At 41.6% G+C, this 24,214-nt stretch carries 32 protein-coding genes and 1 riboswitch; of the genes, 11 read left to right on the top strand and 21 right to left on the bottom strand.

Going from position 1 to position 24,214, the window contains the following annotated elements; genetic code table 11:
- Nucleotides 1–4: 4 nt before the first annotated feature.
- From MHI41_RS05875 to MHI41_RS05855, 5 genes are all read right to left on the bottom strand, one after another.
- A complete protein-coding gene (locus tag MHI41_RS05875; protein WP_008348417.1) occupies nt 5–262 on the bottom strand; it encodes a stage VI sporulation protein F in 258 nt (85 codons plus the stop codon).
- Nucleotides 263–398: 136 nt separating this feature from the next.
- Nucleotides 399–536 (bottom strand): YjcZ family sporulation protein, encoded by a 138-nt coding sequence (locus MHI41_RS05870; RefSeq protein WP_008348419.1) that lies wholly within the window; start codon nt 534–536, stop codon nt 399–401.
- Nucleotides 537–620: 84 nt separating this feature from the next.
- On the bottom strand, nt 621–842 hold the full coding sequence (locus MHI41_RS05865) for a hypothetical protein (protein ID WP_342494630.1): 222 nt from the start codon (nt 840–842) through the stop codon (nt 621–623).
- A gap of 84 nt (nt 843–926) precedes the next feature.
- Entirely contained in the window at nt 927–1,055 is a 129-nt protein-coding gene (locus MHI41_RS05860; RefSeq protein WP_008348422.1) for a hypothetical protein, read from the bottom strand.
- Between the two features lie 71 nt (nt 1,056–1,126).
- Nucleotides 1,127–1,477, bottom strand: coding sequence for a DUF1360 domain-containing protein (locus tag MHI41_RS05855; RefSeq protein ID WP_008348424.1), 351 nt, complete (start codon nt 1,475–1,477; stop codon nt 1,127–1,129).
- Between the two features lie 177 nt (nt 1,478–1,654).
- Here MHI41_RS05855 and MHI41_RS05850 point away from each other — a divergent pair, with 177 nt between their 5' ends.
- The 5 genes from MHI41_RS05850 (at nt 1,655) to MHI41_RS05830 (ending at nt 4,290) form a co-directional block, all read left to right on the top strand.
- Complete coding sequence (locus MHI41_RS05850; RefSeq protein WP_007498962.1) at nt 1,655–2,041, top strand: spore coat protein; 387 nt, start codon at nt 1,655–1,657, stop codon at nt 2,039–2,041.
- A 44-nt stretch (nt 2,042–2,085) separates the two neighbouring features.
- Complete coding sequence (locus MHI41_RS05845) at nt 2,086–2,421, top strand: hypothetical protein (RefSeq protein ID WP_008355377.1); 336 nt, start codon at nt 2,086–2,088, stop codon at nt 2,419–2,421.
- Between the two features lie 88 nt (nt 2,422–2,509).
- Nucleotides 2,510–2,995, top strand: a complete 486-nt coding sequence (locus MHI41_RS05840) for a spore coat protein (protein WP_008348431.1) — start codon at nt 2,510–2,512, stop codon at nt 2,993–2,995.
- A gap of 147 nt (nt 2,996–3,142) precedes the next feature.
- Nucleotides 3,143–3,634 (top strand): CotY/CotZ family spore coat protein, encoded by a 492-nt coding sequence (locus MHI41_RS05835; RefSeq protein WP_008348432.1) that lies wholly within the window; start codon nt 3,143–3,145, stop codon nt 3,632–3,634.
- Nucleotides 3,635–3,846: 212 nt separating this feature from the next.
- Entirely contained in the window at nt 3,847–4,290 is a 444-nt protein-coding gene (locus MHI41_RS05830; protein WP_008348434.1) for a CotY/CotZ family spore coat protein, read from the top strand.
- Between the two features lie 37 nt (nt 4,291–4,327).
- Here MHI41_RS05830 and MHI41_RS05825 read toward each other — a convergent pair whose 3' ends face one another.
- From MHI41_RS05825 to MHI41_RS05780, 10 genes are all read right to left on the bottom strand, one after another.
- Nucleotides 4,328–4,903, bottom strand: coding sequence for a CotO family spore coat protein (locus MHI41_RS05825; RefSeq protein WP_342494629.1), 576 nt, complete (start codon nt 4,901–4,903; stop codon nt 4,328–4,330).
- 113 nt (nt 4,904–5,016) lie between these two features.
- A complete protein-coding gene (gene fabI, locus MHI41_RS05820) occupies nt 5,017–5,793 on the bottom strand; it encodes an enoyl-ACP reductase FabI (RefSeq protein WP_003211867.1) in 777 nt (258 codons plus the stop codon).
- A 149-nt stretch (nt 5,794–5,942) separates the two neighbouring features.
- A complete protein-coding gene (gene thiD / locus MHI41_RS05815) occupies nt 5,943–6,749 on the bottom strand; it encodes a bifunctional hydroxymethylpyrimidine kinase/phosphomethylpyrimidine kinase (RefSeq protein WP_025207163.1) in 807 nt (268 codons plus the stop codon).
- A 17-nt stretch (nt 6,750–6,766) separates the two neighbouring features.
- Nucleotides 6,767–7,780: a thiazole biosynthesis adenylyltransferase ThiF gene (locus tag MHI41_RS05810; protein ID WP_254001165.1), complete on the bottom strand. Its 1,014-nt coding sequence runs from the start codon at nt 7,778–7,780 to the stop codon at nt 6,767–6,769.
- On the bottom strand, nt 7,777–8,544 hold the full coding sequence (locus tag MHI41_RS05805) for a thiazole synthase (protein ID WP_007498979.1): 768 nt from the start codon (nt 8,542–8,544) through the stop codon (nt 7,777–7,779). The genes MHI41_RS05810 and MHI41_RS05805 overlap by 4 nt, the downstream gene beginning before the upstream one ends.
- A gap of 4 nt (nt 8,545–8,548) precedes the next feature.
- Nucleotides 8,549–8,752, bottom strand: coding sequence for a sulfur carrier protein ThiS (gene thiS / locus MHI41_RS05800; protein WP_017367025.1), 204 nt, complete (start codon nt 8,750–8,752; stop codon nt 8,549–8,551).
- Nucleotides 8,749–9,861 (bottom strand): glycine oxidase ThiO, encoded by a 1,113-nt coding sequence (thiO, locus tag MHI41_RS05795; RefSeq protein ID WP_282833522.1) that lies wholly within the window; start codon nt 9,859–9,861, stop codon nt 8,749–8,751. The genes thiS and thiO overlap by 4 nt, the downstream gene beginning before the upstream one ends.
- Nucleotides 9,845–10,462 carry a thiazole tautomerase TenI gene (gene tenI / locus MHI41_RS05790; protein ID WP_342494628.1) on the bottom strand — a complete coding sequence of 206 codons (618 nt, stop codon included), beginning with the start codon at nt 10,460–10,462 and terminating at the stop codon, nt 9,845–9,847. The genes thiO and tenI overlap by 17 nt, the downstream gene beginning before the upstream one ends.
- A complete protein-coding gene (tenA, locus tag MHI41_RS05785; RefSeq protein ID WP_017367022.1) occupies nt 10,437–11,147 on the bottom strand; it encodes a thiaminase II in 711 nt (236 codons plus the stop codon). Before tenA ends, tenI begins: the two co-directional genes overlap by 26 nt.
- 78 nt (nt 11,148–11,225) lie before the next feature.
- Nucleotides 11,226–11,335: riboswitch (TPP riboswitch) on the bottom strand.
- Nucleotides 11,336–11,388: 53 nt separating this feature from the next.
- On the bottom strand, nt 11,389–13,236 hold the full coding sequence (locus MHI41_RS05780; RefSeq protein WP_046527497.1) for a monovalent cation:proton antiporter family protein: 1,848 nt from the start codon (nt 13,234–13,236) through the stop codon (nt 11,389–11,391).
- Nucleotides 13,237–13,396: 160 nt separating this feature from the next.
- On the opposite strand from MHI41_RS05780, the gene prpE reads away from it, so the two are divergent.
- The gene (gene prpE, locus MHI41_RS05775) at nt 13,397–14,140 is read left to right on the top strand and encodes a bis(5'-nucleosyl)-tetraphosphatase PrpE (protein WP_113747594.1); all 744 of its coding nucleotides are present in this window, start codon (nt 13,397–13,399) and stop codon (nt 14,138–14,140) included.
- Between the two features lie 40 nt (nt 14,141–14,180).
- Here prpE and MHI41_RS05770 read toward each other — a convergent pair whose 3' ends face one another.
- From MHI41_RS05770 to MHI41_RS05755, 4 genes are all read right to left on the bottom strand, one after another.
- Nucleotides 14,181–15,074, bottom strand: coding sequence for an RluA family pseudouridine synthase (locus MHI41_RS05770; RefSeq protein ID WP_060781631.1), 894 nt, complete (start codon nt 15,072–15,074; stop codon nt 14,181–14,183).
- 17 nt (nt 15,075–15,091) lie between these two features.
- Nucleotides 15,092–15,892 carry an NAD kinase gene (locus tag MHI41_RS05765; RefSeq protein ID WP_008355343.1) on the bottom strand — a complete coding sequence of 267 codons (801 nt, stop codon included), beginning with the start codon at nt 15,890–15,892 and terminating at the stop codon, nt 15,092–15,094.
- A 65-nt stretch (nt 15,893–15,957) separates the two neighbouring features.
- The gene (locus tag MHI41_RS05760) at nt 15,958–16,587 is read right to left on the bottom strand and encodes a GTP pyrophosphokinase family protein (RefSeq protein WP_008348457.1); all 630 of its coding nucleotides are present in this window, start codon (nt 16,585–16,587) and stop codon (nt 15,958–15,960) included.
- Between the two features lie 33 nt (nt 16,588–16,620).
- Nucleotides 16,621–16,986, bottom strand: a complete 366-nt coding sequence (locus MHI41_RS05755; protein WP_008348459.1) for a hypothetical protein — start codon at nt 16,984–16,986, stop codon at nt 16,621–16,623.
- Between the two features lie 217 nt (nt 16,987–17,203).
- On the opposite strand from MHI41_RS05755, the gene MHI41_RS05750 reads away from it, so the two are divergent.
- From MHI41_RS05750 to MHI41_RS05730, 5 genes are all read left to right on the top strand, one after another.
- Complete coding sequence (locus MHI41_RS05750; protein ID WP_048001687.1) at nt 17,204–17,779, top strand: CYTH domain-containing protein; 576 nt, start codon at nt 17,204–17,206, stop codon at nt 17,777–17,779.
- Between the two features lie 25 nt (nt 17,780–17,804).
- The gene (locus tag MHI41_RS05745; protein ID WP_008348461.1) at nt 17,805–18,569 is read left to right on the top strand and encodes a lytic transglycosylase domain-containing protein; all 765 of its coding nucleotides are present in this window, start codon (nt 17,805–17,807) and stop codon (nt 18,567–18,569) included.
- 277 nt (nt 18,570–18,846) lie between these two features.
- Nucleotides 18,847–19,245 (top strand): thiol management oxidoreductase, encoded by a 399-nt coding sequence (locus MHI41_RS05740; protein ID WP_007499001.1) that lies wholly within the window; start codon nt 18,847–18,849, stop codon nt 19,243–19,245.
- Nucleotides 19,242–20,153, top strand: a complete 912-nt coding sequence (locus tag MHI41_RS05735) for a ClpXP adapter SpxH family protein (protein ID WP_007499002.1) — start codon at nt 19,242–19,244, stop codon at nt 20,151–20,153. The genes MHI41_RS05740 and MHI41_RS05735 overlap by 4 nt, the downstream gene beginning before the upstream one ends.
- Before the next feature lie 295 nt (nt 20,154–20,448).
- Nucleotides 20,449–20,622 carry a hypothetical protein gene (locus MHI41_RS05730; protein ID WP_008348466.1) on the top strand — a complete coding sequence of 58 codons (174 nt, stop codon included), beginning with the start codon at nt 20,449–20,451 and terminating at the stop codon, nt 20,620–20,622.
- Nucleotides 20,623–20,909: 287 nt separating this feature from the next.
- On the opposite strand, the gene pepF is transcribed toward MHI41_RS05730, so the two are convergent.
- Both pepF and MHI41_RS05720 read right to left on the bottom strand, forming a co-directional pair.
- Entirely contained in the window at nt 20,910–22,736 is a 1,827-nt protein-coding gene (gene pepF / locus MHI41_RS05725) for an oligoendopeptidase F (RefSeq protein ID WP_282706805.1), read from the bottom strand.
- Nucleotides 22,737–22,950: 214 nt separating this feature from the next.
- Nucleotides 22,951–24,111, bottom strand: coding sequence for a competence protein CoiA family protein (locus tag MHI41_RS05720; protein ID WP_272511399.1), 1,161 nt, complete (start codon nt 24,109–24,111; stop codon nt 22,951–22,953).
- Nucleotides 24,112–24,214: the final 103 nt, after the last annotated feature.

Here is a 24,214-nt window from a genome sequence, read left to right as displayed (position 1 = left end):
TTGTTTATTTTTTGTTGTTCATCATTTTAGCGATTGTATTAAAATCAAGCTTTTCTTTTCCACTTGTAATCGATTGAACGATTTTGTCTTCCATTTCTTTAGGTACACGTTTGTTTGCAAGCTGCGCCACTTTTTTAATGACACCTCGAACGGTATTCTCATCTTTAAAGTTCGCGTTTTGCAAAGAACCTGCAAGCTTAAAGACATCATTCATATTTACACCTGTTTTATTTTCCACGCTTTTAAAGAATTTATTATCCATTCCTTTGCCTCCTCTTTGTGGAGTAATCACCTTACTATATGAAAATAGGCGAGATATGTGCCTATCCTGCTGCCTTGTTAGCAAAGAGAAAGGAAAGCAAAAGGCTTCCCTATTGCTTCCCTCACCTTCTTACTGTTTAGTTAAAGAAAGAAGCACCAACGATGATTAGAAGGATGAAAAGCACGACGACAAGAACAAAAGTTGAACCATAACCGCCGCCGTAGCCGCCACCATAACCTCCGCAATAACCGCCACCGTAACCGTAACAACTCATATTTAAGCACCTCCTCTTCTCCCTTACAAAATATGAAAAATACATGAAATGGTTTGGACGATCACATAAAAAAGTGCGGAATTTTTATTTCTGCTGTTTAAAGACGTAATCTGCCTCTCCATGACGGATCATGAATGCTTCTGTTTCTTTCGCAAAAGTATCCATTTTCTCGCCAAATGCTTTTAAGTGCTCTTCAAGATCCTTCGCTTTATTCGCTAGATCCGTTTCAGCTTTTTCGTGCGCTTGCTCTTTCCCATCATGGGGTTTAGTGAACAAGGAACCGATTAATTGTTCGAATGCATCCATTCTGGTCACCCCTTCTCTCTTACATATGCATCACCCAAAAAAAGGGCAACAAAAAAACCGGATAAATCCGGCTTTTGTTTTTCCCTATTGAGGTTTCTTTTTCTTCCCGCAGCCGCAGCCAGTCTTCTTGATTTTCTTCGTATATACAGATTGTTGATTTGACTGCGCTGGATACCCTTGAAGCATATGTGACGGTGTTTCAGTTGGTTTCATCGCAACCCTTCCTTTCCTATTCCATGTTAGTATATGCATTTTCTTTAAGCGTGTCTGATCAGAATGCCTGTTTATTTCACAAGCTTCGACACGACTGCTTCAATCAAGCCTGCTGCGGCGGCAATCGCTAATAGTAAATTAAGCCACATGCTGATGACAGGAAAAAATATGTATATCGCAAGTAAAGCAGCAGTGCACCATATACCCGTACACCAATAACAGCTTAACAGCTCTCCTATCCAAGATCGCAGTCCCTTCCCCTTAATGACGATATAGGTCTCGACTTCGCCTTGTTCGTTCACCTCTTCTTGCTCTTCATGAAATAGACGGCGAAAGGGGGCTGTAATCGTATCAAACACGATCAATCTCGTCAGCCTAAAGGATGCGAGGGCAAATATAGCAAATGACAAAGCGCCGCTCATGGAACCTCCACCTCCTTCATTCTTCTTTTTCCGTCCTTTCTTTATATATGCAAAAAGAAAGACCACCATGATGAATCGAGTGCAAATAAAATTGGGTTGTACTTTTTCATGCTTTCCGATTCCACCTTGAGCCTCTGCTGCATTAAATAATGTATAGATAAGAAAGGAGTGAAAGTATTGTCTATTGAAGAAAGTGCTGATTTATTATACACACAACTGTTAAACGAATTAATCAGCAATTATGATGATTTCATCGAGATCAAGGATTCCGAAAATGTCACGATTCATAAAACAGATGTAACAGCCGCACTCTCCCTTCAAGCGACCGTAACGACAATCATTACTCTTTTAATTCAAATTCTTGTACCAGATGATGAATTGGCTGCAGACATCACAGAACAGCTTTTAGCTGCACAACAAGTGACAGTTCAAAAGAAAACAGTGATTCAAATCATCAATTGTTATAACGTCACGATTACATTATCTGATGCATCCATTATGAACTCCGTCCAAATTCTCACTCAAACACTGAATGTACTTTTAGTTGAAGCCGGCATTCTTTGACCCTTTCTTTTTCTAACATCACGTATGAAAGAGGTGAAATAATCGTGGCTGAAGAGAACGAAAAAAAGGAGTTTCAAATCAACACTGATGTTGATCCATTAACAAGCCTTCTTGTGAGTGATATTTTAAACAAAAATAATGTCACAGATGATCAGAAAGCAAACCTTTCAGAAGATCAAAGAAGAATGATTTTGAAGCTGGTTCAGGATTTACAAAAGAAAGCAGATGATTTCGTACAGCAGCAGCAGGAGAAAAAGCGTCAGGCAGAGGCAGCAAAACATGCAGAAGAGGTCGAGCCTGAACCGCAAGTGCGCCCTAAACGAAATTCACTTCGAGATCGTATCCAGCAGCGCCGTCAAGCGCAGCAAAATAACGATTAAATAAAAATGGGTTGCCTGCTAGGATAAATGCCCGAGACAAAACCAATCATTCCAGCATTTAATAAAGTAAACGGAAGGAGGAAAAGAAATGGATTCTAAACCATACTCTTGGGTCGCTCTAGATCGTAACTGTACACACCACGGCGATTACCATCATAACTACGAAAGAAAAGCAGTTTGTGACGGCCACTATTATGATGATGAAGATGTTTTACAAGACTTTGATCAAGTGAGTGTCACAAAGCAGACATCTGAGGAAGTCATTATCGTTAGAGATTCTTGTGACATTAACGTCTCTTCTGTTGATGCACAGGTTGCAGCATCTATCCAAGCAGCTGTTCAAACAGCGATCATCACCATTACAAACATCTCAATCGCTGATGGTGACCTAGCTGACCGCGTCACGCAAGATCTCTTACAAGCAGCTAGCCACAAACAAACAAATCGCCAGAAACTTGTCATCGAAAACTCTAGAAACGTTACAGTCTCTACAATCGATGCGGACATCTCTATTGCCATCCAAACGCTTACACAGACACTTGTTGCGACGATCGTTGCAATTGGTATCCTCTAATGTACAAAAGCAGAGCGAAAAGCTCTGCTTTTCCTTTTTCTAAAAATACAACAAAGATAAATAGTCATTTACCCACACCAACTAGAGGGCGCATACATATGTTGTTAAGGACTAAAGTCAAATACCTTGTTAAAGGAGCTGAAATCCATGAGCTGCGGAAAACACCATGGCCGACATGATGAAAACTGTGTATGCGATGCGGTTGATAAGATTTTAGCAGAGCAGGAAGCTGTAGAAGATAAATGTCCTACGAGCTGCTACAGTAATTTATTAAGCCCGACAGTTTCTGGAAAAGATACGATTCCGTTTTTACTTTTTGATAAAAAGGGCGGATTGTTCTCTACTTTCGGAAACATTGGAGGATTTGTTGACGATTGCCAATGCTTCGAATCCATTTTCTTCCGGGTTGAAAAATTGCATGACTGCTGTGCCACATTATCTGTGTTAAGACCTGTTGATGTACACGGACATACGCTAAGCGTTTGTCACCCTTGCGATCCTGACTTCTTTGGTTTAGAAAAAGCGGACTTTTGTATCGAAGTTGATTTGAACTGTTTCTGCGCGATCCAATGTTTAAATCCAGAACTTGTCGACAGAGTCATGCCAACAAAAGATAAAAAGCATCATCACCACGGCTAAACCAATCGCCCGCTCATCTAACTTGTCATGAGTCAAAGCATCCCCTTCCTCACGAATGACAACCAATCATGCGGAGCAGTCAGCAAAAGGCGGCCGCTTCCGCATTGATTGACATTAGATGCATCAACCGGCGAGACACTTCATAAAGCTTATAGATGATGATGACAGTGCTCAAACACTCAAACAAATTTCCTTGTATAGGAGGGTTGAATATGAGCCGCAAACATTCATGGAACTGTGTAGCAGAGGCTGTTGAAAACATAAACGACTTACAAAATGCCGTCGAAGAAGATTGCCCGACCAGCTGTTACAGCAATCTCCTTTCTCCATCACATTCATTAGGTGACACTGTTCCGTTTGTTCTATTTACCTCAAAATCAAAACCATTCGTCGCATTCGGAAACGTCGGAGAAGTAGATGCTGGCCCTTGCTTCAGCACTGCATTTTTCAGAGTCGAACACATCTCTGATCACTGCGCAACACTCAGCTTGCTTATTGCATTTGACAAAGATCGTCATATTTTAGATTTTACAGATAAAGATTCCGTATGTGATGTGTTCCGTTTAGAAAAATCAAAGTATTGCATTGAAGTAGACCTTGACTGCTTCTGCGCAATCGAGTGCTTAAATCCAAGACTCATCAACCGTAGCTGCTAACAAAAAAAGTCCCATTATGGGACTTTTTTTATGTTCATTAAAAACCAAGTGGATGAATAGAAGAAATATCACCAATTGCTAATTCCACTGGATTACCGCCGCCTGCCGTGCGGATGACCACCATATTGTCTTTTCTCTCCATGATGATCCCTCTATATGTTTTTCCATCGGCTTCAATGAGGCAAAGCGCTCTCGGCATATTATGCGGCAGACTTGTAAGAAAATCGACTTTCTCCTCGATATTCATTTGGCTTAACGGCTTCTTCACTCGTTTTCTTCTTGGTTCTTCTTTTGTTTCATGAAATACGCCTTCTGGCTGTTTTTCTTGTTCTTGTACTGGCTCTCGATTTTGTGAACGCTCTTTTTCTTGATTGACCTCCCGCTCTTGCTGTAGCGCAGGCGGCTCTTCTTTTTTCTGCTTTACTTCCTGTGATACAGGTTCTTGCACGCTCTCTTCGATTGCATCCTCTTTGGCGCTTTTTTTGGTTTCTGAAGGTTTTTCTGACTTCTTGCGCTTTCTCACAATATTTTGCATGGCCGGCGCTGATTCATCATAGCTCGGCTGAACAATATACATAAGCGGCTTTTGATTCTCATCACCTTTATTTGACATACTAATCCCTCCCGAATGATTCATTCCTTATATATATGAGAGGACACCCCAAATCAGAAGAAAAATAAAAAACAGCATACCAGTGATTGGTATGCTGCAAATCAATTATTCGTTTAGCGGGCAATGATATGGAAGCCAGAATCAACATGAAGATTCTCACCTGTCATGCCGCGGGATAAATCACTGAATAAGAATAGTGCTGTATCGCCAACTTCTTCAGGAGTCGTTGTACGGCGAAGCGGTGCACGCTCTTCAATATCCTTCAGGATCGTATTAAAGCCGCTGATTCCTTTTGCAGATAACGTACGAATTGGACCAGCAGAAATGCTGTTCACACGGATGCCTTCCGCTCCAAGATCAGCTGCTAAGTATTTCACACTTGCTTCAAGGGCTGCTTTTGCTACACCCATGACATTGTAGTTAGAGACAACGCGCTCTCCGCCTAGGTAAGTAAGTGTGACAATGCTTCCGCCTTCTGTCATGAGCGGACGTGCTGCTTTTGCTACAGCTGTTAGTGAATAGGCACTAATGTTGTGCGCTAAAAGGAAACCTTCACGGTTCGTGTTCAAATATTCACCGACAAGCTCTTCTTTGTTCGCAAATGCAATCGCATGTGCAACACCATGGATGACTTGTACTTTTTCTTTAATCGTTGCAAAACATTTTTCGATTTCTTCATCACTTGTCACATCACAAGGAAGAATAATGGAATCATCACGCTCTAGCGTGCTTGCTAGTTCTTTTACTGATTCTGCAAGACGATCTCCAACATAAGTAAAAATCAAACGAGCTCCTGCTTCGTGAAGTGAACGAGCGATCCCCCAAGCGATGCTTCGTTTATTGGCAACACCCATCACCACAATATTACGGCCTTCTAAAGAAAAGTTCATATGTATTAAAGCCTCCTATTTTTTCAAGACATAGTATTAGTACCTGATCATAATCTTATCACATATCATGAGATATTGACAATTTCCGTTGAAAGAAAGTTTTTATTTCAGAAAAAAGACCGTCCTCACAAGTGAAGACAGTCTTCTTTTTATGCTTTGACTCTGTTTTGCTGATAAGCAAAGTGGTTAGTCGGTCCGTGCCCAGCGCCAATATTCAGAGGAAATTTGATCGCCTCATGGACAAAGGTTTCTGCCGTTTCAAAGGCTTCCTTCATGGAACGACCTTTTGCTATTTCTGCCGTTAATGCCGCTGCAAATGTACAGCCTGTTCCGTGTGTATGTGGTGTATCAATATGTTCATTACTGAGTTCAAAAAAGCTTTTTCCATCGTACAAAAGGTCTGTAATGAGGCCGCCTGAAGGACTATGACCTCCTTTGATCACAACATAGCACGTGCCAAGCTCATAAAGTCGTTCTGCTGCTCTATGGCGATCTTCTTTTGTCTGAATGCGCATGCCTGTCAGCACTTCTGCCTCAGGGAGATTCGGTGTGACTGCATAACTGACAGGCAGTAACTGTGTTTTCATAGCAGAGACCGCATCTTCATTTAATAAAGAGGCGCCCCCTTTGGCAATCATGACTGGATCGACAATTAGTTTCAAGTCATATTGCTTCGTTTTTTCAGCAACGACACTGATCATTTCAGCACTCCACAGCATCCCTGTTTTAGCGGCATCTGGCAACAAGTCTTCTGCTACTGCATCAATTTGACTTTCGAGTGCCTCGATAGACAGAGGATAAATACCGTGAACGCCAAGTGTGTTTTGCGCTGTAATGGCCGTAATGGCGGACATTCCGTACACACCAAGCTCCTGAAAGGTTTTCAAGTCTGCTTGAATACCTGCTCCACCGCCAGAATCAGTACCTGCGATGGTTAATGCTTTTTTAATCGTCATGTCATCTCACCCTCTCATTAGCCAATCCATTGATGATAAATCGTTCTCGCTTTCGCAATATCATTTGTCCCATGGACAAGCGCTCTGCCATCTTTGAATAAAACAAGCTTGTACTCATCCTTCTGACACGAAAGCAAATAAGGATTTTCCAGCACATCCATTCCTGCTTTCTTTAGCTGACGGGCTACTTCATGCAGCGCTGGGGGTGCCCCTAGTGCACTGCGAATTTGTACAGTATTTCGTCCACATAATACATCTGCTTTTGCTCTTTGATCATATGAGAGAAATGGATATGTCTTAAGACCGCAGCTTGGACATTTTTTCTTTTTTAAAGACGTAACGGATCGAATATCAGATCGCTCGTTTGTCCATAAATCAAACGATCTTAATACCGGCGTGATTTGGTGTCCTGTTAAAAGCTTCAGTGCATCCGCCACTTGATAGGCCGCAACCTGCTGCACTACTGGACTAATAATTCCTGCTGTATCACATGTCATGCCTTGTGCAGGTAAATGCTCAAGCAGGCAGTGTAAACATGGTGTTTCACCAGGAATCACTGTGAATTGAATACCATAGCTTGCTACACAGGCCCCGTAAAGGAACGGAATTTGATGTTTGACGGCCGCATCGTTCGCAATCATTCTCACCTCAAAATTATCCGCTGCATCCACGATGATGGATGCCCCGCTGACGTACTCATCAATATTTTGAGCGGTCACGTCAATGACGATTCCTCTCACATGAACGTCACTGTTCACCTGCTTGAGTCTTTTCTCAGCAGCCACAGCCTTTGGCAGCCGATCAAGAACATCTTGCTCTGTGTATAGCTGCTGACGCTGCAGGTTGCTCCATTCAATATAATCTCTATCCAAAATGGTGACAGATCCTACGCCGGCACGGACGAGCATTTCAGCACTCGCTGTTCCAAGTGCCCCAGCCCCAATAATGACGGCCTTTGAGGCATTTAGCCGTTTTTGTCCTTCTGTACCGATCGGCCTAAAAAGCTCTTGGCGTGAATAACGTGTGCTCAAAATGCTGGCATTCCTTCTTGCGGACTGCTGGCTGTTCCATAGTTTTTGAGTGGAATACGGCCTGCCTCGAAACCGAGTCTTCCAGATTCAATCGCCAGCTTCATCGCTTTAGCCATTTTCACAGGGTCCTTTGCGCCAGACACGGCTGTATTCAGTAATACAGCATCAGCGCCCAATTCCATCGCATAAGCAGCATCCTTCGGCGAACCTACACCCGCATCAATAATAACTGGCACCTTTGCCTGTTCGATAATAAACGATAGATTCAGAGGGTTTAAAAGCCCTTGACCTGAACCGATTGGAGAAGCACCTGGCATAATGGCATGAACACCAAGTTCTTCTAATTTCCTTGCCAGCACCACATCATCTGACGTATATGGCAGCACGATAAAACCTTCTTCTAATAGCATTTCAGATGCTTTTAACGTTTCGACTGGATCTGGCAGAAGAGACCTTGAGCAGCCAATGACTTCTACTTTGATCATGTCACACAGTCCAGAAGCTTTCGCTAAACGAGCAATCCGCACCGCTTCTTCCGCTGTACTTGCCCCTGCAGTATTTGGCAGCAATGTATAGGCTGATAAATCAAGCTGCTCTAAAAAATTGGGCTGTGATGGTTCAAATATGTTCATTCTTCGCACAGCAAAGGTCAAAATTTCAGCTTCTGATACGTTGACCGCCTCTTTTTGAACTTCAAATGATGGATACTTTCCTGTCCCTAGTAATAGTCTTGATGTAAATGTTTTTCCGCCAATGCGCAGCATGGTGTCATCCTCCTCCTACAAAGTGAACGATTTCAATCGTGTCATTTGGTTGAATTTTTACCTGTTGAAAGGCTTCTTTATCTATAATTTCTTGATTTTTTTCAACGATCACCACTCGGTTTTCAAGTTGATAGGCTGATAGCAGATCAAAAATCGTGCCATTTTCCTTATCGAAATCAACCATTCTTCCATTCAATTGAATTTTCATACGAACAATGCCTCCTTTCGCCCAATACGAAACGCATGAAGCCATTCCTTGTGAACAGACTCGCCCGCTATTAAGCCGCGAATGATTTCCCCCGTAATTGGCGCAAGTAAGATGCCATTTCGGTAATGTCCCGTTGCAAAAAGAATACGCTCGTCTTCTGGATGTTTTCCGATATAGGGGTGCCGGTCGCTTGTCGCTGGCCGAAGACCTGCCCAGCATTGATCAATCGGCATCTCTCGAATAGAAGGCATGAGCTGAGATGCTTTGTGAATAACTTCTTCAATACCGCCAAGTGTCGGAATGGCCTGCCAGTCATTCGGCTTCATCGTTGCACCAATCACTAGCTTACCGCTATCCCTTTGAACGATATAACAATGATCATGATAGATGGTGTGTGCAAGCGCTGGACCGTTATTCCAAACAGACACGCATTCTCCTTTTACGGGATAGAGAGAATGTGATAACCCCAGTTCTTCTAAAAAACGGCCTGACCATACACCACTTGCTACAGTCAGATGATCACATGTGAAGATGCCTTTAGCTGTACTGACTGTCAATGTTTCTTTTCCCCTCTTTACATCGATAACGGGGGTAAACTCCTTCACATCCGCTCCGTGCCGAACAGCCGCCTGCCAAAAAGCTCTGCACACCGCATATGGCTCGACATGTACATCATCTGCTATCAAGCCTGCTCCTACGATGTCATCTGCTATTTGAGGCATACGTTCTTTTACGCTGCTTGCTTCAAGCCATTCAAATGTGGGCAAATGCTGCATCCGGCAAAGAGCTCGCTTTTCTTGTTCTGTAAAAGCCACCTTCATAATCCCGCCCACTGATGTCCGAATATCAATGCCCGATTCATGCTGAAGGTCAACCGTTAATTTTTCATATAAAGCCTGACTTTGTCTGCCTACTTGAAAGAAAATATCTTCATCACCTTCTCCTTCAGCATGTGCACCCAGCATGCCAGCAGCCGCACTTGTCGTTTGCTTCCCGATCTCATTTGCCTCAAATAAGACAATCTGCTTTCCTGCTTTTGCAAGGTGATAAGCGATCGACATCCCTATGATTCCACCACCAATGATTGCAACATCATAATGCTTGTTCATAAGGATTCTCCTTTCGCTTTTTAGAAAATGTTTGCGCCATTTTGCGCGGCTGAGGATGAGCAAAAATCCCCGACATGACGGCTATTCCTTTTAACTCAACATGCATCAATTCTGGCAATCGTTCTGGTGTGATTCCACCAATGACAACGACTGGAATGGACAGCGTAGAAGTCATGTCCTCCACAACCTTTATGCCTCTCGCCTGAAGTCCGGGTTTGCATGCGGTATCATACACGTGCCCAAACATGACATACTCTGCCCCGTTCTTCTCTGCTGCTTTGGCTTCTTCTATCGAATGAACCGATACCCCCGCATGGAGGTGAGGAAATTTTTGTCTTAATTCCTTTGGCGAAAAGCTGTGTCCTGGAAGATGAACCCGGTGAATATTGGTCAGCAGCGCAACGTCAACTCGGTCATTGATAATCAGCTTTTCTTTCGGAACACCTTCTGCTAGGAGTTGTTTCACGAGGTGAACCAGCTCACCTGCTGCCTTCGATCGTTCACGAATATGAATAAAGTCTACTTCAGACGCAATGTCTTTTATTTGCTTGATGAGCTCCCTGACAGGAAGCGTATCATTTGTCACTGCATGGAGTTCCATTTGCACCAACCCCATCTAAGCATGCTGTCTGCCACATTTCTTTTTCATACGCCATCTCCCAGAAATGGTATTCGTAATAGCTCGAAATCACGAAATTTTCTTTCATATTAGCCCGCACATGTTCTGGCGCTTTTTCTGCAAGTTCATCAAAACGGTTCACCTGTTCAAAAACAAGCTCTTTAAACCAATCCCCGCCATATGTCAAAATCCATTCTTGATAAATCGGATGGTCAGGAGTTGTTTGTTTCAGTTTTTCTCCTACCTCATAATAAAGCCAGTAGCACGGCAATAATGCGGCTAAAATTTCTTCAAAACGACCGCTTTTCACAGATCGGTACATATGCGAGGTATATGCATAAGCAGTTGGAGAAGGTTTAAAGTTTGCCAGCGCTTCATCAGAGATCTGGAGCAGTTCTGTGAACTTTCTATGCAGTGATAGCTCTGCTTCATACGTACCCTGCGCATGATATGCCATTCTGCCTGTCGTATGTAAGTCCTCACTAATGGCGGCTCCATACGACTGTACTTTTGCAAAATGAGTTAAATAGTACGAATCCTGCATCACATAATAAGTGAAACGATCGAGTGAAAGTGTGCCATCACCAATCCCTTTCACAAAAGGGTGTGTAAAGCTCCCATTCCACCATCTAGCTGCTGCTTCTTTACATTCGTTCGAAAATGTCATGTTCCTCTCCTCCTGTTTTTCCATATAAAAAAACCACTTTCCGCGTGGAAAGTGGTTTGGAATTTGTAAAAAGCATAGTCAAACACCGCACCACTTCCCTACGCAGGTATGAACCTGTTCAGGTAATGAGGGTCTAAAAGTCTACACTTTTATCTCAGCCCTTTTAAAGGACTCCCCTAGTGGATCAAACATATATTGTTGTACCTCTATCTTAATCAGGAATTGTTCATCGGTCAAGGGTTCATTGCAACTCTAATTGGGCTCTAAGTCCTGCCACATACTCCCGGGAGCCAGACACAAGCACGCGGTCACCGCTTCTAAGCGTCGTATCCCCATGCGGCACTAAGCTGTCAATTCCTCTAAAAATACGGACAAACACCAAATCGCCGGTAAAAGGAAATTCCCGCAGCATGACATTATGATACCGATGATTGTTCATTTGAATTTGATACAAAGAAGAATCCTCATTTGTTAACAAGCGAATCGCATCAGGTGCTTCAATCAATGCCCTCAGCACCGTTTTAGATGATAAGAAATTAGAAAAGGTATCGATCCCTGCTTCCTTTAAAGTCAGCTCGGCTTCCGCTTTGTTAACACTTGCAATGACTTGTTTAGACCCTTCTTCTTTTGCAAATAAAGCAATTTCCTTATTTTTCGTTTCACTGCCTGTAGCCACAACGAGCACATCCTCTTGCCCGATGCCAGCCTGCCTGAGCGTATCATCGTCATATTGTTCAATCGCTTCAACTTCAAAGATGGAGTCAGCAAGCAAGGCTTCTTTATTTTCCTGAAAGACGTGCAAAATACGGATGTCATATTCATCCTGATGCAAATCAAGCGTCACAGGTAACGTCAGCTGATTCGCCCCAATAAACGTCACACGCTTTTTATGATTGGTTTCACGTTCTTGTTTAAATAACGCCTTAAACCAAACAGGTGTTAAAATACTCGTGAGCACAGCGACTAGAATAAGAGCTCCTGACATTTTATGATCAATGACACCAAGCCGCTCACCAATCGTTGCAGCAGCAATGACAAGGGATAACGTCGAGGTTAATAAAAAACCAGAACCGATGACTTTTTTCATGTCATACCATTTTTTTAAATAAAGAATCGGAACGAGTTTACTAAGCAATAATGCGATAAACAGCAGCGGAATCATGATCATGATGGTTGGATCTTTAAAGAGTGACCATATATTCAGGTCCACACCGACCATCACAAAAAAGATCGGAATTAAAAATCCATAGCCAAACGAGTCCAGCTGCTGTACGAGTTCTTTATTAGGCGAAAGAAGCGACACAAGCACACCTGCTAAAAAAGCCCCAAGAATATTTTCAGCACCGAGTGATTCAGATAAGGCAACTAAGACTATAATGAGAGTAAAGATGGCTCTTGTCCCAATTTGCACCGTTCCTTTTGACATGGACTGAAAAATGGACTTTGTCTTAAATACCCGGCCAAATAAATAAAGAAGAATACCTGCCGCAAATAATAATAAGAGCAACCACATGTTCCCTGTTCCATCGCCATAAATGGAGGAAAACACAGCAAGTAAAATCATTGTCACCAAATCAGCAATGACGGCTACAAGCAAAATGATTTGACCAATATTCGTCTGCATCAACTTTTCCTCTTTTAAGGTAGGAACTACCACACCCAATGAGATGGTGGAAATAATAAGCGTCATTAAAAAGGCGTTTTGAATAAATCCTGCAAGGACAAACGCATAAGACAGGATAAAGGACATACAAAATACGCCAACAAAAATAATGGTCGCTGTTTTAAATGTATTCGGTTCTTTTAAACCATTTGGCAGTTCTCGCGCTTTCTTCTTTGATTCAAAAGAAGAAAAATCTATTTCAAGTCCACTTAAAAACATAAGAAAAATAAAACCTAGCATGGATAACGTATCTAGCCATGCGTCGTGTTCAACAACTAGTTGAAGACCGCTTTTTCCAATGATGAGCCCCATGATGATTTCAGCGACAACGACCGGGATGGTCAGCTTAAATCGGTGCAATAAAATGGGGGTGAAAAAGGCTACAATAATAACGACAACGAGTGATGAAACAGATGTATGCTCCATTGGCTAAAGCCTCCTAACATTCATGTTTAATTTTTAAGTTTTACGTTAAAGCATTGATTCTAACAATTGCCCAAATGAAATGAAAGCCATTCGTTATATTTTCTAAAATTCAAACTTCTTTATATCCGATAAATGGATGAAAAAATCAGGAGGAACCTTTATGAAATTCGATATCATAGGCGATATCCATGGCTGCTACGAAGAGCTGCTTACCCTCATACACAAACTAGGATACGAACTCAAACATGGACTACCTGTCCACCCTGATAAGAGAACACTGGCCCTTGTTGGTGATTTAACAGACCGCGGCCCTCGATCAGTTGCCGTCATGCAATTTGTCATACACGCCTATTCTAAGGGCGCAATCCGCTATGTGCCTGGCAACCATTGTTTTAAGCTGTATCGCTATTTGAAAGGAAATCCCGTTAAATTACTGCACGGCATTGAAACAACGGTGAACGAAATCAAAAAACTGCCACATGATGAACAAACCATTTTATCACGTGAATTTAAACATTTATTTGAAAAGGCGCCGCTTTATGATGTACTCATTCCGAATGAACTGATCATTGCACACGCAGCGATGAAGGAAAAGGATATTGGCAAAAAACCGAACAAGCAGATGAGGTCCTATCTATTATTTGGAGCAGTCACCGGAGAAACATGGCCGGATGGTCGACCTGTCAGGAAGGACTGGGCAAAGGAATATCACGGAAAACCATGGATTGTGTACGGGCATACACCCGTAAAAGAACCAAGATTTATCGGTAGAACGGTTAATATTGATACAGGCTGCGTCTTTGGCCACCAGCTCTCTGCTCTTAGATACCCAGAACTTGAGACAGTATCTGTTCCTTCATCTATGCCATATGATGATTCAAGGTTTCAGCATTTCACGCAATAAAAAACCCGGTCCACCATGACAGGTGACCGGGTTTACTTGTTTACTGAAGCAATAATGTCATATCATCCGGCAAAGGAGCCGAAAATGTCATGGACTCCCCTGTTATCGGATGCGGAAAAACAAGGGTCTCACTATGAAGTGCCTGCCTGCCTATTCTCTCGCTTGTTCCACCATATAGCGTATCTCCAACAAGCGGATGACCAAGGAATTGCATGTGAACACGAATTTGATGAGTTCTTCCCGTTTCAAGGGTGAGGGACACATCAGACATGTCTAAATGAGTATGTACCGCCCGCACTGTATAATGTGTTACGGCTTCCTGACCAGACTCATCCACCATTCGTTCAATAATGCTGTCCCCTTTTCGAGCAATTTTTGCTCTAATCGTTCCTTCCTTTTGCGTGATCATGCCATGTGTCATGGCTCTATACGTTCGCTTGACTTCCCCTTTTTTCTGCGCCTTTGATAAAAGGCTGTGTGCAAAGCGATGTTTAGCGACTAACATGACACCAGAAGTATCACGATCAAGACGGTTCACCAAATGGACAGTCAGCCGAACGGACTGCTCAGCATAATGGTGAAGCAACCCATTTGCAATACTATGCTCAGGGTGCTCTCGAGAAGGAATCGATGGGATATACGGCTTTTTATTCAGCACAAGCACGTGCTCGTCCTCAAATAAAATATCAAGTGGAATGGCCGAAGGTTTTAGCCCTTCACTCACTTTTTCCTCGGGAAATAAAATGGTGAGCCTGTCTCCCTCGCGCAGCTCATATCTCACGGTCACATGCTCTCCATTAATCAGAAGGTCACCGCCATCAAATTTAATATCTGTCAGCATTCTTTTTGAAATGCCAAGATCGATTAAGTAGTCCTTCAGCAGCCTGCCTTCTTCTTTGGCTGATATGGTTTTGTTTATCTTAAAGTATTCCAGCGAGAACAACCTCTTTCTTATTCTCCTTTGCCGATAAAGGAATCTTGCACCCTTTTCCAAAACGGAAATGGTCTAAATCGGGCAAACCGGACATTCTCGTCTGCCACTCGGCATTGAATGGATTTCACATCTTTATGCAGCAGCGACAAATGATCTATCGTCACCTGAAAATCCACATCATTAATCGGTTTGATCACACACGTATGGTGGTCCGGCAAAATGAGCGGCGAACCGACCGTTCTAAACACTCTGTTGTTGATTGAAGCCATTTCTGCCAGCTGGATCGCCCTAATGGATGGGTGAATAATAGCCCCGCCAAGTGCCTTATTATAGGCTGTACTGCCAGATGGTGTAGACAAACAAAGACCGTCTCCTCTGAATGTTTCAAAAAGCTGACCCCTAATCTCAACATCTGCCACAAGTGTACCTTCCATACTTTTAATCGTACATTCATTCATTGCTAAATATTTTTCTTCCCTGCCCCCATCGTTGTACCTGACGATGACTTCAAGAATCGGATATTCCACAATATGATAAGGCGTTTTGGCAATGGCTAACACAAGCTTTTCAATTTCACTCGGGACCCAGTCCGCATAAAAACCAAGATGGCCTGTATGTACGCCGACAAAAGCGGTTTCGTTCAGACGGTTGCTATACCGGTGAAAAGCGTATAAAAGGGTTCCGTCTCCGCCAACTGTAATGACGAGATCGGGTTCCTCTTCATTTAATTCCATTCCAAAATCCAATAAGTAGGTCTGTATTTTATTTTTAAGTGTGTCAGATACAGAATTCCCTTTCGAAGAAACTGCAAATTTCATGAATTCTTCTCCTTTTCCACCTTGCTGCGACGAGAAAGCAGCATCATATTTGATCAAGCTTAGGCTCAGCTATCGTTTTTCTTTTTCCGGGAAAATGCCACTTGCGCTTCTTGAATTTCCCCTCTGATTTCAGACATCTCATCATCAAGAAGAGATGCTGCCTCAGAAGCTCTTTGAAGGCGCTGCTTGACCTTCTCCGGGATATTCCCGCTATATTTATAATTCAGAGAATGCTCGATGGTCGCCCAAAAATTCATGGCTAATGTACGGATTTGGATTTCGACGAGGAGCTGCTTCTCTCCATTGATCGTTTGCAGCGGATATAACACAACAAGGTGGTACGAGCGGTATCCGCTTTCTTTATGTTCTGCAATGTAGTCGCGTTTATCTACAACCACGAAATCTTTTCGTGACTGAAGCATTTTCTTGACGACTTGTATATCTTCTACAAATTGGCACATAATGCGAAGCCCTGCAATATCCTGCATCGTTTCAATCTCATGCATCGGGATGTTTTTACGCTTTGCCTTTTCCAATATGCTGGCAACGGGTTTCACTCGGCCAGTGACAAATTCTACTGGTGAATGGTCATCCTCAAATTCATACAGTTTTCGAATGCCTTTTAGTTTCACTTTTAATTCTTCGACTGCTTGCTTATATGGTGCGAGGAATTGATCCCATTGTTTTTTGTCCATGAAACTTCCCCCAATTCCAAATACCTAATTATTTCAGAGGAATGTGCTCTTCACTTTCTCTTCCATATCTCCGTAATTGGCATTGTCTTTAATATTGTCGATTAAATAGTTTAATTCCTGATGAAGTTGAATGAGTTCTAGCGTTTGCTCTTCCGCCGCCAAATAGACAGGGATTTCACGATTCATTGCTTCTTTTAATGGAGCCCATGTATGTTCTCCTAAAATAAGATACGTAAAAGACTCCTCAGTCTCAAGTATGTAAACGAACGCAAAGTGATCAGAATCAACAAGCATTTGTCCTGATGCTTTTGCTTTTTGAATTTGCTCATCTGACTGGACCGTCAAGATCAGCCTGTCTTCTTTTAAAGTTGCTTCTGTGATTTCAATTCTGTTTTGCATCATGATCTCCTTTACAACAAAGTACAGCTTTATTTTATCATATCAAGTTCAATATTGATAAACCGAACTTTTTGAGAAAATTTGATTTCTCCATTTCGTTGTTCATTTTGCCTCATTTAGCATCTATATACGTCTCTTTTTAAGGAATAAATAAGAAAAAAAGAAGCTTTTCATGTACAATAATCATATTTCCTCTAAATGAAAGGTTGATGTCAAAATGGCACAGGAAATTGAGATAGAACTAAAACAATTATTAATGAAAAAAGAATTTGAACAGCTAAAAGAATATTTCCAATTAAAGGACGAGGACTTCCTCACTCAAACCAACTATTATTTTGATACACCTCAATTTGATATAAAATCCAAATTCGCTGCATTACGAATGAGAGAAAAAGGTGGGCAGTGGGTCCTCACATTAAAGGAACCGCATGAGATTGGCCTTTTGGAAACCCACCAAACGATCGATCCTCCCGCTAGTCTTGAACATTTCCAACTGCCAGAAGGTGAAGTGGCAGACAGATTAGTACACCTTCACATTCAAAAGGATCAAATCGTCTATTTTGGTTCACTGGAAACGTCAAGAGCAGAAAAAATGATCAAAGAAGGCTTAATTGTTTTGGATCACAGCCGATATTTAACAGTAGAGGACTATGAACTTGAATTTGAAGTGAGTGATTTAGACATTGGACAAGCTGCTTTCACAGCATTGCTTCAGCAATTTCAGATCCCACCAAGACACACGAAAAACAAAGTCGTACGTTTTTATGAAGAAAAAATGAAAACAAAAGAATAGATGAATTCCTTGAAGGAGGAACATGATGAACGTCAATCAACTTCAATCCTTTATGCAGCTTCAAGCACTCAAAACGTTACAATCTGATAATGGACAAACACAACTCACAGCTGGACAAGAATCAAGCGCTGAGACTTCATTCCAGTCGCTGTTGCAAGATTTTTTAGGCGGATCAGAATTATCTCGACTCCCGCTTTCCATTTCTGCTTTCATGGGATCGGACCCATCAACGTCTCCGAACACGCAATATGCACGAATGAATCCATATTTATCTGCGATAGCGGGCAGTGAACAGCTTCAATCTCAGTCTCTTTATGCAAATGACAGCCAATTGAATACCGCAAATGGTATTGGAAACGTCTTAAATAACAGCTACACACCGCCCCTTCAAAAAGCTGTTTCAGGCTCTTCATCAAAAGAGATTAATCAAATCGTCTCACAAATGGCTCAAAAGCACGGAGTTCCAGAAAAACTGATCCATGCAGTGATCAAGCAAGAATCCGGTTATCGCACGAATGCTGTCAGCCATGCAGGTGCACTTGGACTGATGCAGCTAATGCCGTCTACTGCTAAATCACTTGGCGTGAACAATGCCTTTGATGCAGCCCAAAACATTGAAGGCGGAACGAAGTATTTAAAACAAATGCTTCAAAAATATAATGGAAATGTCTCACTCGCCTTAGCCGCTTATAACGCAGGCTCAGGGAATGTAGATAAGTACGGAGGTATTCCTCCATTTAAAGAAACACAAAATTATGTAAAGAAAATCACAGCTCAATATTTCGCCTAAACCGAAGAGAATAACCTCTTCGGTTTTTTGTATGTCGCTTTTCACCCTTTTTTGACTGAATGTGTTATGATATGGTCAATTGAACACGGAACCTGTCTCCCTCACTTTTCCCAAAGGACCAAAGCGGTTTGTTTGTGGAATTGAGTAGAGGTTGTTAAAATAAGTATACAATAATAGAAACAACAAAATAGAACAAACTGAATATCACTTTTGAAATACATGAAATTCGCAATAGGGTGAGCCATCCTATTAGCTACGAGTTAAAGGAGTAGTCAACATGGTACAATCGTTTAACGCACCTTACGAAGCGGTTGGAGAGGAACTTCTATCGCAACTTGTTGATACTTTTTATGAAAATGTAAAGTGTCATCCTTTGCTTCATCCTATTTTCCCGGATGACTTAAAAGAAACAGCAAGAAAACAAAAACAGTTCTTAACTCAATATTTAGGCGGACCGCCGCTTTATACTGAGGAGCATGGTCACCCAATGCTACGGGCGAGACATCTCCCTTTTCCGATTACTGAGGAGCGAGCGGACGCATGGCTTGAATGCATGGAGGATGCAATGGATCAAGTAGGACTAACCGGCGATATTCGTGACTTTTTATTTGAGCGACTGTCTTTGACGGCTCGTCACATGGTCAACCAAATACCTGAAAAGGACGGACGATCTTGAGCTGCAATCCGCATGAGCAATATTTCTCACATTGTCACGGACATCCTCAAAAGCCGATTGAAATCTATGTATTCATTGATCCTCTCAGCCCGGACTGCTGGTTATTAGAGCCATCAATTAAAAAGTTGAAAATGAAATATGGCCGTTTCTTCACTTTACGAACGGTTACAAGTTCTAGTATTAATGCTTTGAACCGGAAACGAAAAAAACATTTACTAACCGAAGCGTGGGGGAAATTTGCCACGAAAACTCAGACCAAAAAAGAACAAATGTTGTCTGAACAAATTGTGACATCACCTTATCTCGCCTCTCTTGCATTAAAAGCAGCTGAACTTCAGGGCAGAAAATGCGGAATGAAATTTTTACGACTCATTCAAGAATCGCTTTTTTGCCATCAGCAGGACGTCACCAGTGAACAAGTCTTGCTAGAAAATGCAAAAACGGCTGGACTGGACATTGAAGAGTTCCAGCGAGATATCCATTCTCAAAGTGCTGTCAAAGCGCTCCAATGTGATATGAAAATCGCAGCTGAAATGGATGTGTCTGAGCTTCCCACTTTCGCCTTTTTTAATACGATAAATGGTGAAGAAGGATTAAAGATTTCAGGTGCATATTCTTATGATATTTACGAGGAAATTCTCTTTGAAATGATTGGCGAAAAACCAACACCTTCAGAACGACCGCCAATTGAATGGTTTATCGCTTACTTTCAATTTGCATCAGCAAAAGAAATTGCCGTTGTATATGACCTGACCCTTGAAGAAGTTGAACGCGAGATGAAAAAACTCGCATTTGCTAAAAAGGTAGAACGTGTACAAGTACATCAGGAAATGTTTTGGCGTTATACAGAAGGAGACAATCATTCAGATCTTGATGTCTACCGCTGTGAGAATGAACATGGGTGCTGACCCATGTTTTTTCTTTACCCCAAAAAGAACACTTGTTCTATTTGTAAGTACGAAGAAACCGCGCCGGGATAAGCGCGGTTTCACTATGTCTTAACGACAACAAAGGGGATGGGAGAAATTTTTCACGGTCAAACAAAGGGGTAATGTTTGTATGTGATTAATTTCACATCTGTAGTATATCAAATTTTGTCGACTTATGACAACCGATATACTATATGTTCATATTTTTGTCACAAAACATAAGAGGACTGTCACTTTCATATAGTGAAAGTAACAAAAAAATGGGGGGATCTGCATGCGCAGCACAACCATTGGACTTGTTGCCATTGGCTTATGTTTCTGTTTAAATATATTAGGCTTAATGAAGATGTTACCTCTTTACCTGACATCTCCACTCCTATTCGCTTCCATTCTCTTTACACTCTATCGAATGAATCACCGAAAAACCTTCAAAGGTTTTAAAGCGTAATCATTGAATGTACAAACCTCGTTCATATAGACGAGGTCTAGCGTGTAGGCGACCCTCGCATTCGGTGTCAGTCCTGCGTGCTAGTGCTCACGAATGTCAAATTCGCTCCGCGCAAGTAACTCGGCCTTCCTAGCCTGCAAAGGTTTTCTATCACGCTAAAAAGAAGTCAATGGGCTAAAATCAAGTTCATTTTAGCCCTTTGTCAACAATCTGGTCTTTTTTATTTCAAGAAAAAACTCCTGCCAAAAGGTGAGTTTGCACTCACACATCTGACAGAAGTCTTCTCGTTACTCACCAGTCTTTGAGATGAGCTCTTCCATTTCCTTTAATTTTTCTTCAAACAATTGACATGCTGCCTCAATTGGTTCTTTTGATGCCATATCTACACCAGCTTTTTTCAGCACGTTGATTGGATAGTCAGAGCTTCCTGCTTTAAGGAAATCTGTATAGCGCTCCACCGCAGGTTTCCCTTCTTCTAAAATTTGTTTACTTAATGCCTGAGCCGCACTATAGCCTGTTGCATATTGATACACATAATAGTTGTAATAGAAATGCGGAATTCGCGTCCATTCTAATCCGATTTCCTTATCCACAACCATACCGTCGCCAAAATACTTCTTATTCAGGTCGTAATACAGGTTCGTCATAAACTCTGGCGTTAATGCCTCCCCTTCTTGCGCTTTCACATGAATGAGATGCTCGAACTCTGCAAACATCGTTTGTCTGAATACCGTCCCTCTAAATCCTTCTAACAAGTGATTGAGCACATACAAGCGCTGCTTTTTGTCCTCTAAATGATTGAGTAAGTATTCACCTAGTAATGCTTCATTTGTTGTAGAAGCCACTTCTGCTACAAAAATGCTGTAGTTTCCGTACGGATATGGCTGATGCTTTCTTGTATAGTAGCTATGAACAGAGTGACCAAATTCATGAGCCAGCGTAAATAAATTATCAATATTATTTTGCCAGTTCATTAAGATATAAGGGTTCGTGCCATAGCTTCCAGAAGAATACGCGCCGCTTCGTTTCCCTTTATTCTCATAAACGTCTACCCAGCGATTTTCGAGTCCCTCTTTTAATACCGAAACATATTCTTCTCCTAATGGCGCTAACCCTTTCAGCATATAATCCTTTGCTTCATCATAGGTCAGCTTCATGCCAGCATCTTTTACTAATGGTGTATACAAGTCATAATTGTGCACTTCATCAAGCTTTAATACCTTTTTACGCAATTCAATGTAGCGATGTAATAACGGTAAATATTGATGAACTGTATCAATTAGATTGTCATACACTTCTTCAGGAATACTATTTCGTGATAACGCTGCTTCTCTTGCCGATTTGTAATGACGTACTTTCGCATAAAAATTATCCTTTTTAATCGAGCCGCTGAGTGTAGACGCCAAAGTATTCTTATACTGATCATACGTTTTATAAACGGCTTTAAAAGCATTCTTTCTCACTTCACGATCATCACTGTTTAAAAAGGTAATGAAGTTGCCATGAGTAATTTTCTTTTCTTCTCCATTTTCATCCTTAACAGAAGGGAACGAAATATCTGCATTATTAAACATACTAAACGTAGTGGATGATGTTGATAAAGGTTCAGAGGCTTCAGCTAATAAAGCTTCTTGCTCCTCACTTAAAATATGCGGACGCTCTTTGTTAATTTCTTCGAGAGCGTGAGAATAAAGTTTTAATTCTTCTTTTTCCAAAATAAATTGTTGCAGCTTATCTTCTTGAATAGATAAAATTTCCGGAACAATATAGGCAGATGTACTAGACAGCTGTGTAAATAAATTGGATGCTTTATCATTTAAAGCCTGAAATGATGAATTTGTTGTATCTTCATCGTATTTCATGTGCGCATATGTATAAAGCTTGCCAAGCTTTTCAGAAAGTTGATCCTGAAATGTTAGGGCTTCATACAAGACATCAGCAGAATGGGCCAGCTTGCCTTTAAATTGGGCGAGCTTCGGAATTTCTTTTTTTACAGCTTCGAATTCCTTATTCCAAGAATCGACACTTTCAAAAATATCTTCAAGGCGCCATTTGTTTTCTTCTTTTACTTCGCTTCTGTCTGGTAAATGATTGTTGTTATTTTGTGAAGTCATATGAATCCCCCTTGCATGAGTTGTGTTGAACCAACCTTTCGGAAAGTGAAAGAAATTGGTGTTGTATTTATCTTCTTTGTTTTGAACTATATTTGTCAAATCATATGCAGAAATAAATACCAAACAAACTAAAAAAATGAGAAAAAAGCGTTTCTTTCTATTCAATAGCAGCACCACCTTTTTCTTATCATGATCAAAGTGGGCATGAAACATGCTAATGAAATAAGAAAGCATCTCGTTTTATCGCTTCATCTGCTGTTCGTATAGGCTTTTGATTCGACGTTACTTGATAATTACCCTCTTTCGTCATGTATAAAAACCCTAGATTCACAAGCACCCGTACATATGAAATGATCACCTCTTTGATTTCTTCTATTGTGACATCGGCATATCGGAGCTTCACTTCTTTATGCTGGACACATCGCTCAATTTCTTTTAAAAGAAGATGAATGGTCACTTGTTCTTTTCCCTTTCGAACCATCCAATCATAAAGACATCCTTGCCACACATAAACAGGGCTTGAAAAGATATATGCTTCTGTCAGGGGGATAAATAATTCTGTCGGTAGAAATGGCCATGCTGTTTGATGATGCTCATAAAAAATGGTTCTTAAACGCTTGCTTTCATTTGCTAAAATGCGGGGTGGCCGCTCCCTAAATTGCCGAATACACTTGAGCCACTCTTTATACAATTGATGATTGCTCGAGGAAACAGATAAGAGTGCTGGTAGTTGGCGATAAGCTGAAGGCGGTCTAACGGTCATTGAAGCACATATTTTCGTTGGCTGAAACACGAGAAGTTGATCCAGGTGGATGAATCTATTTTGGATCGGACAATAAAAAATGAGTCTCCTATTCTTTGACTGCCTTAAAATTCCCCAATGAATGGAGGAGAATGAAAAGAGCTGGCCACCCATTCGTTTTAAACGATTCGCCCCTATGACCCATATAGGATAGAGCCCCGCAGCACGGAGACCTTCCGTTCGTTTATGCAGCTCTTTCCACGAAATATTTGCGCATTGAAATTCGATGGCATAGCTTTTATTTTCTATAGCGACGGTCACATCAGGGCGCTGCTGAATGTTTGAAACATATTTCTCTAGTAACGGCTCATATCCAAGCTGCGTGAGCCAATCCTTAAGAGCCATTTTCCCTGCCTGATGATAAGCTGTTTCACCGGTGGACGCTAATGGACATGCCGAGAGCTGTTTATGTGCAAAATGATGGACACGATGCTCACCTAGCTTTAATAGAACCTCCTGCCTACATTCAGGACAGTAAAATTTGCACATAGCTCTTACATGCTCTAGCCGCCTTTTAGTCAGATGTTGTGTGATGCGAATCAGCTTGCCATTCTCCATGATCGCTGCATTCATATCTTTCGCCCCTTGTTCTTTGATGACCGTATTATAGCTTTTTCTCTCATCAGGAAGCGAATATCGAAAATGAATTTTTATCGTATCAAAACACGATTTTAAC

This window comes from Bacillus sp. FSL M7-0307, assembly GCF_038627835.1.
Lineage (GTDB): Bacteria > Bacillota > Bacilli > Bacillales > Bacillaceae > Bacillus > Bacillus altitudinis.
This window is presented reverse-complemented; position numbering and strand designations above follow the sequence as displayed.

Bases quoted from the DNA above. Each gene is read 5' to 3' on its own strand.
- MHI41_RS05875 (WP_008348417.1), bottom strand. From the start codon at position 262: ATGGATAATAAATTCTTTAAAAGCGTGGAAAATAAAACAGGTGTAAAT.
- MHI41_RS05870 (WP_008348419.1), bottom strand. From the start codon at position 536: ATGAGTTGTTACGGTTACGGTGGCGGTTATTGCGGAGGTTATGGTGGC.
- MHI41_RS05865 (WP_342494630.1), bottom strand. From the start codon at position 842: ATGGATGCATTCGAACAATTAATCGGTTCCTTGTTCACTAAACCCCAT.
- MHI41_RS05860 (WP_008348422.1), bottom strand. From the start codon at position 1,055: ATGAAACCAACTGAAACACCGTCACATATGCTTCAAGGGTATCCAGCG.
- MHI41_RS05855 (WP_008348424.1), bottom strand. From the start codon at position 1,477: ATGAGCGGCGCTTTGTCATTTGCTATATTTGCCCTCGCATCCTTTAGG.
- MHI41_RS05840 (WP_008348431.1), top strand. From the start codon at position 2,510: ATGGATTCTAAACCATACTCTTGGGTCGCTCTAGATCGTAACTGTACA.
- MHI41_RS05835 (WP_008348432.1), top strand. From the start codon at position 3,143: ATGAGCTGCGGAAAACACCATGGCCGACATGATGAAAACTGTGTATGC.
- MHI41_RS05830 (WP_008348434.1), top strand. From the start codon at position 3,847: ATGAGCCGCAAACATTCATGGAACTGTGTAGCAGAGGCTGTTGAAAAC.
- MHI41_RS05825 (WP_342494629.1), bottom strand. From the start codon at position 4,903: ATGTCAAATAAAGGTGATGAGAATCAAAAGCCGCTTATGTATATTGTT.
- fabI (WP_003211867.1), bottom strand. From the start codon at position 5,793: ATGAACTTTTCTTTAGAAGGCCGTAATATTGTGGTGATGGGTGTTGCC.
- thiD (WP_025207163.1), bottom strand. From the start codon at position 6,749: ATGACGATTAAAAAAGCATTAACCATCGCAGGTACTGATTCTGGCGGT.
- MHI41_RS05805 (WP_007498979.1), bottom strand. From the start codon at position 8,544: ATGCTGCGCATTGGCGGAAAAACATTTACATCAAGACTATTACTAGGG.
- thiS (WP_017367025.1), bottom strand. From the start codon at position 8,752: ATGAAAATTCAATTGAATGGAAGAATGGTTGATTTCGATAAGGAAAAT.
- thiO (WP_282833522.1), bottom strand. From the start codon at position 9,861: ATGAACAAGCATTATGATGTTGCAATCATTGGTGGTGGAATCATAGGG.
- tenI (WP_342494628.1), bottom strand. From the start codon at position 10,462: ATGGAACTCCATGCAGTGACAAATGATACGCTTCCTGTCAGGGAGCTC.
- tenA (WP_017367022.1), bottom strand. From the start codon at position 11,147: ATGACATTTTCGAACGAATGTAAAGAAGCAGCAGCTAGATGGTGGAAT.
- MHI41_RS05780 (WP_046527497.1), bottom strand. From the start codon at position 13,236: ATGGAGCATACATCTGTTTCATCACTCGTTGTCGTTATTATTGTAGCC.
- prpE (WP_113747594.1), top strand. From the start codon at position 13,397: ATGAAATTCGATATCATAGGCGATATCCATGGCTGCTACGAAGAGCTG.
- MHI41_RS05765 (WP_008355343.1), bottom strand. From the start codon at position 15,892: ATGAAATTTGCAGTTTCTTCGAAAGGGAATTCTGTATCTGACACACTT.
- MHI41_RS05760 (WP_008348457.1), bottom strand. From the start codon at position 16,587: ATGGACAAAAAACAATGGGATCAATTCCTCGCACCATATAAGCAAGCA.
- MHI41_RS05755 (WP_008348459.1), bottom strand. From the start codon at position 16,986: ATGCAAAACAGAATTGAAATCACAGAAGCAACTTTAAAAGAAGACAGG.
- MHI41_RS05750 (WP_048001687.1), top strand. From the start codon at position 17,204: ATGGCACAGGAAATTGAGATAGAACTAAAACAATTATTAATGAAAAAA.
- MHI41_RS05745 (WP_008348461.1), top strand. From the start codon at position 17,805: ATGAACGTCAATCAACTTCAATCCTTTATGCAGCTTCAAGCACTCAAA.
- MHI41_RS05740 (WP_007499001.1), top strand. From the start codon at position 18,847: ATGGTACAATCGTTTAACGCACCTTACGAAGCGGTTGGAGAGGAACTT.
- MHI41_RS05730 (WP_008348466.1), top strand. From the start codon at position 20,449: ATGCGCAGCACAACCATTGGACTTGTTGCCATTGGCTTATGTTTCTGT.
- pepF (WP_282706805.1), bottom strand. From the start codon at position 22,736: ATGACTTCACAAAATAACAACAATCATTTACCAGACAGAAGCGAAGTA.
- MHI41_RS05720 (WP_272511399.1), bottom strand. From the start codon at position 24,111: ATGAATGCAGCGATCATGGAGAATGGCAAGCTGATTCGCATCACACAA.